This is a genomic window from Flavobacterium sp. PL002 (genome assembly GCF_054165825.1).
The window spans coordinates 674594-689583 of the sequence record NZ_CM135110.1 but is presented as its reverse complement, the minus strand read 5'-3'; the positions used below and the strand labels follow the sequence as shown (position 1 = coordinate 689583).

Sequence of the window (14990 nt, the reverse complement as noted above, 5' to 3'; positions counted from 1 at the left end):
TATTAAAATGATAATTTAATCGGTTATATTTTATTGTATAATTCAAAAAGTGCATAGTAATCAGCATTATCACGTTATTATAAAGTTAAGATTTAATATAATTTTGACATTCTAATCTTTTAAAAACTAACCAAGATGAATAAACTAACTAAGACATGGCTGTTCTCTGTCATTTTGACCATAGTGTGCTTAACCAGCATGAGTGGGCAAATAAACATTGGAGGAATCGTAACCGACAAGCTAGGTATGCCCTTACCTGGTGCAACTATTATAGAGAAAGGTACAAAAAATGCGACTGCGACTGATTTGGATGGAAAATTTCAAATTAAAGTAAGTGCGCAAAGTTCAGTTTTAGAAGCTTCTTATATTGGTTTTGTTAAATCGGTTTTTAAAGTCGGAACTAAGAATGAGATTAATTTTACTTTAAATGAAGATATTTCAACCTTGAATGAAGTGGTTGTTATAGGTTATCAAACGGTTAAGAAAAGTGACGTTACGGGCTCTGTTAGTAAAATCAATACAGAAAAGTTATCAGAGATTCCGTCGAACTCTATTGAAGGACTTTTGCAGGGTAGAGTTTCTGGATTAGTTATCAGTAATTCGTCTGATGATCCAGGAGCAGCTTTAAATGTAAGGATTAGAGGGGCTAGTTCTTTTACAGCGACCACTCCTTTAATAGTAGTTGATGGCTTTCCGTTAGGAGATGCAGGTAACTTAAAACAAATAAATCCAGCAGATATTGTTTCTGTGGAGGTGCTTAAAGATGCTTCAGCAGCTTCTATATATGGTTCAAGAGGGGCAAATGGTGTAATCTTAGTGACTACAAGAAGAGGTAAAGAAGGTAAATCTGAGTTTAACTTTACGGCAATAACTAGTCTAAGTTCTTTCGCATCTAAGTTTAATATTTTTTCTAATCCTGTTGATTTAGCCATCACTACAGACGAGGCTAGAGTAAATGGTGGTTTATTACCTATATATATAGGTGGTCCTGATGTGAATGGAACCTATTATCCTTCAGTTGGTGAAATTAGAAAAGGATACCCAACAACGGATTATGTAAATTATGTTTACAGAAATCCGGTTAATCATAATTACAATTTTAGTGCTTATGGGGGATCTGAAAAGACAAAATATAATTTTGGACTGAACTTTAATACTCAAGATGGTATTGTTAGAGCAAATGAGCTTTCAAAAGTAACAGTGAGTTTTGGTATCGATCAAAAACTAAGTGAAAAGGTTTCTCTTTCGACAAATTTAAACTTTTCTAGAGGGGATAGAAATGATAATGGAGGTTTATCTTTTAATAGAAATATGCTATTTCCACTGTATAATAAGGATGGTAGTTATTACAAATTTGCACAAAATGATTTTGATAATCCTGCTGCTTTAACGGCATTAAGAAAAAATGAAGCGAAAACTTTAGACCTTATTTCTTCTTCTATTTTGCTTTGGCAAATTACAGATGGACTTAAATTCAAATCTCAATTTAACTACAGTTTAGGTTCGTCAATTCAAGATAGGTATTTTCCTAACACCTATACACAGTTAGGTTTTGAAGGTAATGGGGTAGGTTTTATCGATAATTTTCAATCTCAAAGGGTGGTTGTGGATGCTTATTTTACATATCATAAAAATTTTAAAGAAATTCATGATTTTACTTTATTAGCCGGCTATTCAAGTGAGTATTTTGAACAACGTACTTCCCAATTAAGAGGACAAGATTTTGTTAATGATGTTCTTGGCGCAGGGAATTTAAGTTTAGGAAAAGAACAGCGAGTTTCTAATGATCTTGCTTCGAATACTTTGCAGTCTGCAATAAGTAGGTTTAACTATGGTTTCAAAGATAAATTGCTCTTTACTTTCACAGGGAGGGTAGATGGTTCTTCAAAATTTGGAGTGAATAACCAATATGCATTTTTTCCGTCGGGAGCAATCAGTTGGAAAATGCAAAACGAAAAGTTTATTAAAGAAGGTTTGCCTTTTGTAAATGAGCTAAAACCTAGGTTAAGTTATGGTATTGTTGGTAATCAAGCCATTGGGAATTTTGAAACTTTAAACAGGTTGGGTCAAGGTCGCTTTTTTACTAATGGCAGTTTTGCTACAACTATTGGGCCTGCTATAATTTCTCGAAACGGAAATTTTATTGAATCTCGTGGGTTAGGAAATCCAGACTTGAAATGGGAAACTACAAAAATATTGAATTTTGGTTTAGACTTTTCGGGCTTTAACCGCCGATTGGATGTTATTATTGATTTATATAATAAAACAACCAAAGATTTATTAGTAGATAGTTCATTGCCTCCTACTTCTGGATTTGATTTTGTAAGGATTAATGCTGGAGAAATAGAGAATAAAGGAATCGAAATTGCAGTTAACTACAAGCTAATTAAAAAGGCAGATTTCAATTTGTCTGCGGGAATAATTTTCAACAAAAATGCAAACAAAGTTATAAGTTTGGGGCCTCCTTCTAAAACATCAGTTCTATCAGATGAGTTTGGGAATCAATTTAGGTTTACAGGGACTAATTATAGAGATCAGTACCGTTCTAGAGTAAATGTTTTTGCAATTGACCAGCCAATAAATGTTTTTTACGGTGCTAAAGTTCGCGGAATCATTCAATCAGAGGCGGAAGGTTTGACTTATGGTCTTACAGGTGCAGCTGCCCAGCCAGGCGAATTTTTATATGAAGATCTTAATGGCGATGGTGTGATTGATCCTTTTGGAAAAGACAGAACTATCATTGGAGATCCAAATCCAGATTTCTCAGCAAGTTTCACATTAGATGCGACTTATAAAAAATGGGACTTAGCTGTTTTATTCAATGGATCCTTTGGAGGTGAAGTGGTTAATATAAATCAATTCAGCACAGGAGCAGGTGGTGGTCAGGCTAATAATTTATTAAGTAGATGGACTCCAGATAATAGATCTAATGATTTTCCTTCTTTAAGACAAAATCGTAGTGTTGCTTTTTCTGATTGGTGGATTCAAGATGCTTCTTTTGTGAGAATACAAAACTTAAGAATAGGGTATAATTTACCAACGGATCAGATCAAGTTTTTTACAAAAGCTAAAATTTATTTCAGTGGTGATAATCTTTACAGTTTCACAAACTACAAAGGAGTAGCTCCTGAAGTTAATATTGAAGGAATAGATGAAAATAGCGTTCCTAGATTACGCAGGTATTCATTAGGAATACAGTTATCATTTTAAATCAAAATAGTATGAAATATATATATAAATTATTAATAGTTTTTGCACTAACAATTAGTGTTTCTTGCTCCTTAGAACAGGAACCAACAACGTTTTTATCTGATAATAACTTTTATAATACACCAGCAGAAATGGAATCGGCAGTTTTGCATGCTTATGAAGTAATGACGTATCTGGATTATACAACAACGTATATGAATATTGCTACTACGGCAGCTGAAGAAACAATTCCAAAAGAAGGAGAGGGTTTAAATATTGATCAGTTTGATCGTTTTCAAGTTGATAATAGAAATCAGAATTTAGAGTTCTTTTTTAGACTAAGTTATATTGGTTTGAATAGAGCCAATACAGTAATCGAAAAATCTCGCGTGGCAACATTTAATGAGGAGCTTAAGAATAGATATTTAGGTGAAGCTCTGTTTTTAAGAGCATGGCATCATTTTATGCTTACTAAATTATTTGGAGAAATACCATTAAAAGTGAGTGCAGTTGACGAAATATCTGAAGTATTTGGAGCTAAAAATGCACCATTGGAAGATGTCTATGCTTTGCTGATCAAGGATCTAAATGAAGCGATTTCTCTGTTGTCAGTAAAAAGAGATGGTGGTAGAGCAGATAAAGTAGCAGCACAAGCATTACTTTCAAAAGTTTATTTAACGATGGCTTCTGCCAAAAATTATTCTAGTCCAGGATTCAATTGGGTTTCAGATGCAAATACATATTACACCTTAGCTTCTCAATTGGCTTCAGAAGTAGTGAATAATCAATCGGTTTATACTTTTGATACTAATTTATTGAATATCTATAGAGTTGATACTCCAGATACTTATAATGGTCCAGAGCACATATTTTTCATCGCTCAAGATAGAAATGGTTTGCAAGAAGGGGAGTATTCTAAATTATCTAAATATTTCATTCCAGCTGATACGCCTGCAACCTCTTTTACTGCGGATGGAACCAAATTACATATAGGTTATAATGTTCATGTGGCCGAAATACCTTTTTTGAACTCATTTGATATCAAAGATAAGAGACGAAACGATTTAGTAATTGATGAACTTTTTGATGAAAGTGGAGCAAGTGTCTGGACACCAGCTGGCGGACAGTCCCAACCTTTTACAAGAAAATATATTGACCCGCTATTTATAGGTGATAATACAAGCACACATCCTTATTTATTAAGATTCTCAGATATTCTATTAGTTTATGCCGAAGCACAAGGACCTACTGCTGCGGGTTATAACGCAATTAATAAAATTCGCCAACGTGCAGGATTATTAGACTTAACTCCGGGATTATCAATGCCTGAATTTAGAGAAAGAGTAATAAAAGAAAGATCATTTGAATTGGCTTTTGAGGCTAATAGGCTGTATGATTTAAGAAGAACTAATAAAGTGGAGTCTGTTCTAAATGGTATTTATGGCAAATCACTTGGAAGTGGATTATACTTTTATCCAATCCCTGCGATTGAAGGAGAATTGAATAAATAAAAATAAAACGAATTAAAAATTAAATAATATGAAAACTAAAATTTTTAAATCAGTAGTAGTTCTGACCATGATTCTATTTGCTTTTTCATGTGAAAATGATGCGATGGATGGTCTAGTAAGGGAAGATCGACAAATAGTATCTTTTAAATTAAATGGGCAAGTTGGTCCAGCTATTATAACTCCTATTGGAGATGATGAAGGTGTTGTTGATATTTTTGCAGTAATGGCAGGAATTGATTTGAATGCTGTACTTCCGTTAGTTGAAATATCCGAAAAAGCGACAATAAGCCCAAACCCTAATGAGAGTGCCAATTTTAATACCAATGGCGGATCTTTTGTATACACAATCACTTCTGAATCGGGAAAAACGAGAAAATGGAAGGTGAACCTAAAACCATTTGTATCTGAGATAGACGGTGATTGGGGAGTAACATCTTTCAAATTTGATTGGTTTATTGGTAAAGGAGAATCATGGGGATGGGGCGAGAATAATGCCGATTTAACCGCTGCATTGTCAGATGCAGGTCTTGAAAAAGACAACACATTGGAATTGGTAACGACACTAGTAAATGAATCAGGAAATCCAGAAGGGACTTTTGATTTTGGATCTGGAGCAGATATGGAATTTGCTAGATTCATTGTAAATCCTGATCATGCAGGCCAAGTAAAGGACTATTCATCGAGATTTAGAAAAATGCCTATTGGTAAAGGAGTTTTTGAGTATAATGTAGCTGGCAAAGTTTTGACACTTTGGAGAGGGAATAAAAGCGGAATAAGTATTGAAGGAAAAGTGACTAAAAGTGACACTGGAACAATATCTATTGCATTTGACAATTGGGTTAATGAATTTACATGGGATCATTGGGGAGCCGAATCTCAAATTCAAAATTCTTACACAATCTATTACAACTTTGTATCATTATAATTATATAAAACGATGAAAAAAATAAAAAAACGATTCATTAATGTGAATGTAATTAAAGGCATGATGAGTATTACATTATTGTTTACAGCTCTAATGAGTTGCTCAAATGATGATGATAAAACTAAAAATGATTCTGCAAACAATGGAATAGTTGTTAAAACGTCTGAAGTGATTAACAGTAGCTATATTGGTAACGGTGTGCAATGGGATCCTTATCCGCAAGCGTATAAATATTGGAATAAGCCAATTAGTGCTACCGATTGGGACAAAATGTATAAGCGTTTACAGTTTATGAAACCTAGTTTTGTTAGAGTAGTAATTGGTGCTTATGATAAATACGCATCAGGTAACGCAGATGGTTATGATCCTGAACTTTACATTGAAGGTTTGGAGAAAGTTTTACAGCATTGTCAAGATAACAATATCACCGTTATGTTTGGTGATTGGGGTTTTGGACCTTATGACATTAATGCCAATACTGTTATTCAAAGCAGGGTGGAAAATGCTGCTAAATATTTGGCTTATCTAGTAAATACAAAAGGGTTTACTTGTATCAAATATTACAATACTGTTAATGAACCTAATTATAGTGCTTCTGCAAATGGCGGAAACTACAACTTGTGGAAAAAAGCTTCTTTGGCTTTTTATGATGAAATGGTAGTATTAGGTATTGATTCTAAAGTGAAATTAGCTGGACCAGATATTTCTTATTTTGGAGAAAGCGACTTAGAATGGTTTTCAAAGTCGGCTCAAGATTTTGGATCGAAAATCGGAATTTATGATGTGCATTTATATCCATCTAAAGGTTCTATGTTTAATAATGAGTTTGAAAACACATTAGCCAAAATCAAAAAAAACATACCAGCAGGAGCTGAAATTGTTGTAGGTGAGTTTGGTTTTAAATATGAAGTTGGAAATTCTAATATGGATAAAGCACTTAGCGCGCAAAATATTAGCAACATTAATGCAGATCCATTTATAGGACAAGATTCAAATACAATGGTCAGTCAATATTTTTATGGTGTAGACATTTGTGCCTTAACAATGAAGATTATAAATGCTGGTTACTCTGGAGCGATCAATTGGGGACTAGATGATGCAATGCATAGTAACTCATCATCTGTTACAGATCTGAAAGTATGGGGATTTTGGAACATTCTTGGTGAAGAATTATTAGGTGATGCTTCCAAAGAAGAACTACGACCTCATTTTTATTCTTATTCTTTACTAGCAAGATACATGCAAAAAGGCAGCAAGGTTTTTAAAGTTGAATTGCCTTCAGTTGTTGGACTAGATATTATAGCAATTGAAAATGGAGGGAAATACATGATCGCCATCAGTAACATGCATAGCAAAGAGTACACAATGCCACTCTCAATTGACGGTATTTCACAATTAACTGGTGTCAAAAAATTTGTTTACAAAGAAGATGGTAGAAAAGTAGATGCTAATGGTTTCCCTCTTCCAGAAATAGAAAACATGGTGCTTAAATCAGGAGAAACAGTGAGTATTCCTAAAGAATCGGTTACTGTTTTTACAAATTTTGATTATTAAAACCCAGCAATATTTTGATATATATCTAAAGCATATAGCATAAATAATAAATAATAAGCAATGAACGATACTCAACAAAAAAGCGTAAAAGTAGTACGCCTAAAAAAACACGAAAACAATCCTATCTTTAGTCCAAACCCAAATAATTATTGGGAAAATATCGTAGTATGTAATCCTGGTGTATGGTATGAAAATGGAAAATTTTCAATGCTGTATAGAGCTGCGGGTGATGATACAGAGCATTTTATTAGATTTGGATTAGCAGAAAGTGAAGACGGAGTGAATTTTAATAGAGTTTCTGATGAACCTGTTTTTTCGCCAAGTGTTGACGGTCCAGACATGGGTGGGGTTGAAGATCCTAGAATTGCAAAATTTGGTGATGAGTTTTATATCACTTATGCTTACAGGCCATTTCCTCCAGGTCAATATTGGAAATTTGCGCATGATGTAATTTTGTTGCCAGAATCAGGAGAAGATACGCCATTGGTTTACAAAAATAATATTGCGAACTCGGGTCTTGCTATTTCGAAAGATTTGAAAACGTTTAAAAGATTAGGTCGCATCACTACATCCAATCTTGATGATAGAGATGTTATCCTTTTTCCAGAAAAAATTAATGGCAAGTATGCCATGCTTCACAGACCAAAAGAATGGATTGGTGCTGCTTACGGAACAGAAAAACCAGCAATATGGATTCGTTTTGCTGATGATTTAATGGTTTGGGAAGATAAAAGCACCCTTTTGATTTCAGGTATAAATGGAACTTGGGAAGAGAAAGTAGGAGGGAGTACGCCACCTTTGAAAACTAAAGACGGTTGGTTAATTATCTATCATGGTGTAGAAAATGGTGGTTTAGGATACTACCGTGCCGGTGCAGCATTATTAGATCTAAACGACCCAACAAAAGTGATTGGTCGATTGGAAAATTGGATCATGGAACCAGAGCACGATTATGAAATAGAAGGATACTATAAAGGTTGCGTTTTTCCAACAGGAAATGTAATTATTGAGGATACTTTATATGTTTACTATGGTGCAGCAGACAAATACATTGGTCTAGCAACTTGTAATATCAATGATTTATTAGAAGAACTAAAAAAATAAAATGAAAAAACATTTCAGATTAGTCTTTTTTATAAGCTTTCTTGTTTTGTTAAGTAGCTGTGTTAGTGTTAGCAAACAAAAGAAAGCTGACATTGACATAGCTTTCAAAACCTCAAATGCTGTCAATGCTCCATTTATTGGGCATGGCGTACAATGGTCAGCGTATCCGCATGCAGATTCAGAAAATGCAGAGTGGGGGTTTTTAATGACAGAGAAAAAATGGCAGGAACTTTACAAGCGATTAGACTTTGTAAACCCACATATCATTCGGGTGATGGATGTTGCCACTTGGAGATATTACAAAGGCTTGGATGCAAATAACCAACCCATCTTAGACTTCAATAATCAGGAGATGAAAAGTCTCTACAAGTTGTTAGACTATTGTCAAAAAAGAAATATCACCGTCCTTTTTGGAGAATGGGGTGCGCCAGGATTGTGGAATTTAGATAAAAGTATTCCTGAGATTGAGCGTGCTGATGATGAAAGATGGATCGAAATGATAACTAAATATTTAAACCATCTAATTATTGAAAAAGGATATACTTGTATTCAATATTATAATTTGGTAAATGAGCCTAATGGTTATTGGGCATCGACAGATGGTAATTGGGACGAATGGAAAGCAGGATATAAAAAACTTCATCAAGCATTAATTAAAAAGGGATTGGATAAATACGTTCAATTATCAGGTCCAGATGCAGTAACACAATGGGATCATCCTAAACATCCTAAAAAAGCAAATGATTGGGTGTTTTCAACAATTAATGAATTAGATGCTAGTACAGGTCTTTACGATTTTCATATTTATGCCGATCAGGATCTCATTCGAACAGGAAATTTTATTTCTTATCTAAAACTCTTTACTACGGAAATTGAAAAAACCAAGAAGCCGTTGGTTTTGGGAGAATTGGGAATGAAATATAGTGGAGATTTAAAAGAGGAGAATTTCAAAAAAGGGGAGAATGATCCTTTTGCAGGAGCAGATGATTCTTCAATGTTTGTTTATGATTATTTCTATGGTGTTGACATGGCCGATGCTGCGATTCAAAGTATGCTTGCGGGCGTAGGTGGCGCTGTTGCTTGGGATTTAGATGATGCAATGCATACCGTGGGTGATTTGGGTGAGAAAAATCAATTGAAAAAATGGGGAATGTGGAACATTTTATCCGAAGAGTTTGGCGATTTAGCAATTGACAAAACTCCTAGACCGTGGTCGTATTCTTGGACATTACTTTGTAATTTGTTTCCACCAAAAGCAACTATTTACCAACCAGAATATTCCGCTGTAGATAAACAAATTCGTTCAGTAATTTCGGTTGATAAGGATAGCTTCTCTGCGGCTGTTGTAAATCGATCTAAGCTGTCAAAAACAGTTCGTTTGAAAACAGAATTACTTTCAAAAGTAAAAAAATTGTATGTCTATGAATATTCAGAAGGACATCGACCAGTAAATAAAGAAGGCTTTCCTGTGGTTTCAAGAACGTTGAAAACAAATTCAAAAGAAAAAATTGTAGTTGCCGTTAAAGAAAATAGTATTGTTTTTCTAAGTACAATTTTAATTAAATAAAAATCCCTTTTAGGGTATCAAAATAAGATGGGGTATAATTTAGACATTATAGATATATCAGTTTTAGTACTGTATTTTGTTTTTATTGTTTGGTTTGGTATAAAATCATCCAAAAAAGGAAGTGAATCTACTAGTGATTACTTTCTTGCAGGACGAAATATGACTTGGCCAATCATTGGTTTTTCATTATTTGCAGCAAGTATCTCGAGTACGACTTTAATCGGTAAAAGTGGAGATGCCTATTCAACTGGGATAGCTGTTTTTAATTATGATTTAATTTCGGTACTAGTCATGGTCTTTTTTGCTATGTTCTTTTTGCCTTTTTATATAAAATCTGGAATTTTCACTATTCCCGAATTTCTAGAAAAACGATTTGACAAAAGGTCAAGGTATTACTTCTCTTTCATCACATTATTGGGATCTACATTTTTGGATGCTGCAGGTGCTTTATACGCTGCCTCATTATTAATGAAATTGGTTTTTCCAATGTTGTCAATCATGGAGTTGTCTGTCATATTTGCAGTAGTTGTAGCTGCATATACCATTCCAGGAGGGTTATCGGCAGCAATTAAAGTCGACTTAATTCAAGGAATATTATTACTTGTAGGTACTTTTATTTTAACCTTTTTGGCCATGCAAAATGGTGGATTAGATTATTTGAAGAACTTGCTTTTAGAAGGAGATTACATGATGAAATTAATTCGACCTATGGATGATCCATCAGTGCCATGGTTAGGAATGATCGTCGGAATCCCTATTCTTGGATTTTATTTTTGGGGAAACAATCAGGTTTTAGTGCAGCGTGTTCTTACGGCAAAATCTATTGATCATGGTCGAAAAGGGATACTTCTAGTTGGATTTTTAACGGTATTATTAATCTTCATTATTATTTTTCCAGCAGTTATAGGGAAACACCTTTTTCCAAACTTGCCTAAAAATGATATGGTATATCCTAAGCTGGTGATAGAACTTATGCCTACGGGGTTATTGGGGCTAATGTTAGCGGCAATGGTTGCGGCTTTGACCTCTACTTTAAGTGCTTTGCTTAACTCTGTAGCTACTTTATTCACAATGGATTTTTATACAAAATTCAAAAAAGATTCTACACAAAAAGAACAAGTGTATGTTGGTAAAATTGTATCCATAATAGTATTGATTTTGGCTGTTGCATGGGTTCCTTTTGTGTCTAAATTTGATTCTTTATTGAAATATTATCAAGAAATGCTAACCTATATTGCTCCCCCTGTAGTGGCCGTATTCTTCTTGGGTGTTTTCTGGAAACGCATTAATAGACATGGAGCCTTTTGGGGTTTAATGGGAGGAGCGTTTGCTGCTATAGTTACAATCGTAGCCAAAGTAGGCTTTGATCACGAACTTTTTGGAGATATTCATTTTTTACTTAAAGTGCCGTTCTACTTCTTATTCAGTGCTGTTATTATAATTATAGTGAGTTTGCTTTCTGAGCCAGATGATGAAGAAAAGATCAAAGATTTGATTTGGACCAAAAAGATTTATCATGAAGAAACACAAGAACTTATTGGTGTTCCTTTTTACAAAAACTTTAGAGTTTGGTCATTAGTACTAATCGGATTCTGCTTTTTAGTATTGTATATGTATCATTAATAACTTCTCATCAGTTTGACGGCTTTTCAACCGATAATTTTGAACTTAAAATTACTTATTCCAGAAAATAATACAGCGATAAAATGAAAAATCACCTCTTTATAATATTGCTAATTTTAATAGTATTAGTGAGTTGCAATTCAATAAAGCAGAGTACAATTCGAATCTATCCAGAACAAGTAGTTTCAAACAATTTTATTGGAAATGGAGTGCAATGGTCAGCTTATCCACATGCAGATACTGAAAACGCTGAATGGGGGAAATTAATGACTGACGAAAAATGGCAGATGAATTTTAAAAGGTTGGATTTTATGCAACCTAAACTATTCCGTGTTATGGATCAAGCAAATTGGAGATATTTAGTTGGTTTTGATGCTAACGATAATCCGATCTTAAATTTTAATACTCCAGAAGTTAAAGCTGTTGAGAAAATAATGGAGTATGCTCAAAAAAATAACATATCGGTTCTTTTTGGTGAATGGGGCACACCTTATAAAGTGCATGATATAAACCATGGTTTAGAGAATAAATTTTCAGGAGCTAGTGATCCAAAATGGATACATTGCATAGTTGAATATCTCGATTATTTAATAATTACAAAAGGTTACACTTGTTTAAAATATTACAATTTAATTAATGAGCCAAATGGAGATTGGGCAAGTACTAAAGGAGATTTTAACGAGTGGAGAGATGGGGTGAAATTATTGAGTCAAGCATTAAAAAAGAAAGGTCTAGATAATTATATTACGGTTGCCGGTCCAGATGCTGTAACTCGATATGACAATCCACAATCTACATATGGCGGAGCTGGTTGGGTTGAAGAATCTGTAAAACAATTAGATAATTGTATTGGTATTTATGAAGTACATGATTATACAAGACACGATTGGGTAAAAAACGGAAAGTTTCAAGAGTTTCATGAAAGTGTGGCTCAATTTGCTAAGCAAGTAAATAAACAAATTATTTTTGGGGAACTTGGTTTTAGTAAAGGTGGAAAAGAGAACCAAGATCGAATAAAACAGGATCCTTTTACAAGTAAGGATAGTCAAATGGAAGTCTACGATTATAGCTACGGAATTGGTATGGCAGATGCTGTTATTCAAACTATGAATGCTGGATATTCTGGTACCGCAGCTTGGGCACTAGATGATGCCATGCATACCTTGGATGATATCGGAAATAAAAATGAGTTGAAACGTTGGGGAATGTGGAATAGTTTAGGTACTGAAATTTGCAACAATCCTGATGATGAAAAAATGAGGCCTTGGTTTTATACATGGTCGTTAATGTGTCGTTATTTTCCAGCAGGAAGTACTATTGTAAAAACGGATGTTTCGGATATTGAAGGTGTGCGTTTAACTGCTGCTGTTTATAAAGACGATTTTACGATAGCAATAGTAAATAATTCTGAGGTTAATACTATTATTTCACTATCAGTACCTACAAAAAAATCACTGCAAAAGTATATTTATAAAGAAGGTAATTGTCAAGTTGATGAAAATGATTTTCCTATTCCATTAGATAAAAATATTGAAGTTGGGAAATTGAGTGAATTAAAAGTCCCTGCAAATAGTTTTATACTACTAACAACATTAAAATATTAAAAATGAGAACGAAAAATTTAGTTTTACTAGGGTCACTTTTATTAACTTTTAATATGTTTTCACAAAATCCCAATTTACATATTTATTTGTGTCTTGGGCAATCAAATATGGAAGGTTCTGCAACAATAGAAGATCAAGATAAAGTAGGTAACGATCGCTTCAAGGTTTTGGCAGCTATGGATTGCTCAGATTTTGGTAGAAAAAAGGGAGAATGGACTATAGCCATTCCACCTTTAAGTCAATGTTGGGCTGGTCTTTCACCTGCTGACTATTTTGGTAGAACTATGGTTGAAAAACTTCCAGATAGTATCACCGTTGGTGTTATTAACATTGCTATCGGAGGATGTGATATTAGGTTATTCGATAAAAATCAATGGCAAAATTACACTTCAACGTATCCAGAACAATGGTTTCTAGATAAAATTAAATCATATGGAGGAAATCCATATGAACGATTAATTGCTCTAGCAAAAGAAGCTCAGAAAGATGGCGTAATTAAAGGGATTCTATTACATCAAGGAGAAACAAATCAGGATGATCAAAATTGGCCTTCCTATGTTAGCACTGTTTATAACAATATATTAAGCGATTTATCTTTAAATGCTAATGAAGTTCCTTTATTAGCAGGTGAAGTTGTGCACGAAGAACAAGGTGGAAAATGTGCAAGTATGAATGCAATAATTGATAAGTTACCCGAAACTGTTCCAACTGCTCATGTGATTTCTTCAAAAGGCTGCAGTGTTAGAACAGACAATGTGCATTTCGATTCAAAAGGTGTAAGAGAATTAGGAAAAAGATATGCTTTAAAAATGCTTTCTTTAAAAGGTTTGGAGCCTAAAATTGGAGAGAAAACAAATCCTAATAAATCACTTATTTCAACAGAAATACTTCCTAATAATAATGTAGCATTTAGAATTTATGCTCCAAATGCTAAAACTGTAAATCTTCATTCTGATGACAAATGGGATAAAGTAAATTTCACAAAAAACGAAGAAGGCATATGGGAGGGGATTTGGGATAATGTAATGCCAGGTGTCTATAGTTATAAGTTTATTGTCGATGGGGTTGAAGTGCAAGATTCAAAAGCTATATCTATACAAGATAACGTGCCAATTATTAAAGTAACCAATGGAAATAACTTTTTTTCAATGAAGGATGACGTCCCTCACGGGGGGCTTACAAAACGTTATTACTACTCTAAAGTACTTAAAAAAACACGTAGGTTACAAGTATGGACACCAGCTGGTTTTGAAAAGTCTAATAAAAAATTACCAGTATTGTATTTAATTCATGGCGGTGGAGGTTCTGATACTTCCTGGTCAAATATTGGTTGTGCAAATGATATATTAGATAATCTATTAGCTGAAGGAAAGATAGATCCCATGATTGTGGTAATGCCCAATGGATCTATAGAAACTGAAAATGGTTTAGGTAAAGTTCCGCTTTTTAAAGAAGATTTAATGACCAATATTATACCTTTTATTGAATCAAATTATAGGGTGCTTAAAGATTCAAAACATAGAGCTATTATGGGTTTATCAATGGGAGGGTTGGAAACTTTAGAAGCGGCAGCTTATCATTACAAAGATTTTGACTATATAGGTGTTTTAAGCTCTGGATGGTGGATAAGTAATTCATGGAAAGAGAAAAGGGGAACTATAGATGATAAAGAAAAAAGAGCGGCACATTTAAAGCAAATAGCAAACGATTTTAATAAATCAGTAAAACTGTTATACTTCACTCAAGGAGGAAAAGAAGGTATTGCGTATGAAAACGGAATGGAAACTCAAAAGCTCTTTGATGCTGCAGGAATCAATTATAAATATAGTGAGTCTCCTGGAGGCCATACTTGGATGGTTTGGCGTAAAAATTTATGGGATTTGGCTCCATTATTATTTAAACGATAACAGTAT

The 14990-nt window shown here is 33.9% G+C and carries 9 protein-coding genes; all 9 read left to right on the top strand.

Annotated elements, in window-relative coordinates:
* Window positions 1-135: 135 nt before the first annotated feature.
* The 9 genes from ACVEGE_RS02980 to ACVEGE_RS02940 all read left to right on the top strand — a co-directional run bounded on the left by ACVEGE_RS02980 (window position 136) and on the right by ACVEGE_RS02940 (window position 14984).
* Complete coding sequence (locus ACVEGE_RS02980) at window positions 136-3210, top strand: SusC/RagA family TonB-linked outer membrane protein (protein WP_192500151.1); 3075 nt, start codon at window positions 136-138, stop codon at window positions 3208-3210.
* Between the two features lie 11 nt (window positions 3211-3221).
* Entirely contained in the window at window positions 3222-4700 is a 1479-nt protein-coding gene (locus ACVEGE_RS02975) for a RagB/SusD family nutrient uptake outer membrane protein (protein ID WP_192500150.1), read from the top strand.
* A gap of 28 nt (window positions 4701-4728) precedes the next feature.
* Window positions 4729-5625, top strand: a complete 897-nt coding sequence (locus ACVEGE_RS02970; RefSeq protein ID WP_192500149.1) for a DUF5018 domain-containing protein — start codon at window positions 4729-4731, stop codon at window positions 5623-5625.
* A 12-nt stretch (window positions 5626-5637) separates the two neighbouring features.
* Window positions 5638-7179, top strand: a complete 1542-nt coding sequence (locus ACVEGE_RS02965) for a hypothetical protein (RefSeq protein WP_192500148.1) — start codon at window positions 5638-5640, stop codon at window positions 7177-7179.
* Window positions 7180-7239: 60 nt separating this feature from the next.
* On the top strand, window positions 7240-8283 hold the full coding sequence (locus ACVEGE_RS02960; RefSeq protein WP_458008617.1) for a glycoside hydrolase family 130 protein: 1044 nt from the start codon (window positions 7240-7242) through the stop codon (window positions 8281-8283).
* Between the two features lies 1 nt (window position 8284).
* A complete protein-coding gene (locus ACVEGE_RS02955) occupies window positions 8285-9850 on the top strand; it encodes a hypothetical protein (protein ID WP_458008616.1) in 1566 nt (521 codons plus the stop codon).
* A 27-nt stretch (window positions 9851-9877) separates the two neighbouring features.
* Window positions 9878-11473, top strand: coding sequence for a sodium:solute symporter (locus tag ACVEGE_RS02950; RefSeq protein ID WP_173856411.1), 1596 nt, complete (start codon window positions 9878-9880; stop codon window positions 11471-11473).
* An 83-nt stretch (window positions 11474-11556) separates the two neighbouring features.
* Window positions 11557-13077, top strand: coding sequence for a cellulase family glycosylhydrolase (locus ACVEGE_RS02945; RefSeq protein WP_192500146.1), 1521 nt, complete (start codon window positions 11557-11559; stop codon window positions 13075-13077).
* 2 nt (window positions 13078-13079) lie between these two features.
* Entirely contained in the window at window positions 13080-14984 is a 1905-nt protein-coding gene (locus tag ACVEGE_RS02940) for a sialate O-acetylesterase (RefSeq protein ID WP_458008615.1), read from the top strand.
* Window positions 14985-14990 lie beyond the last annotated feature (6 nt).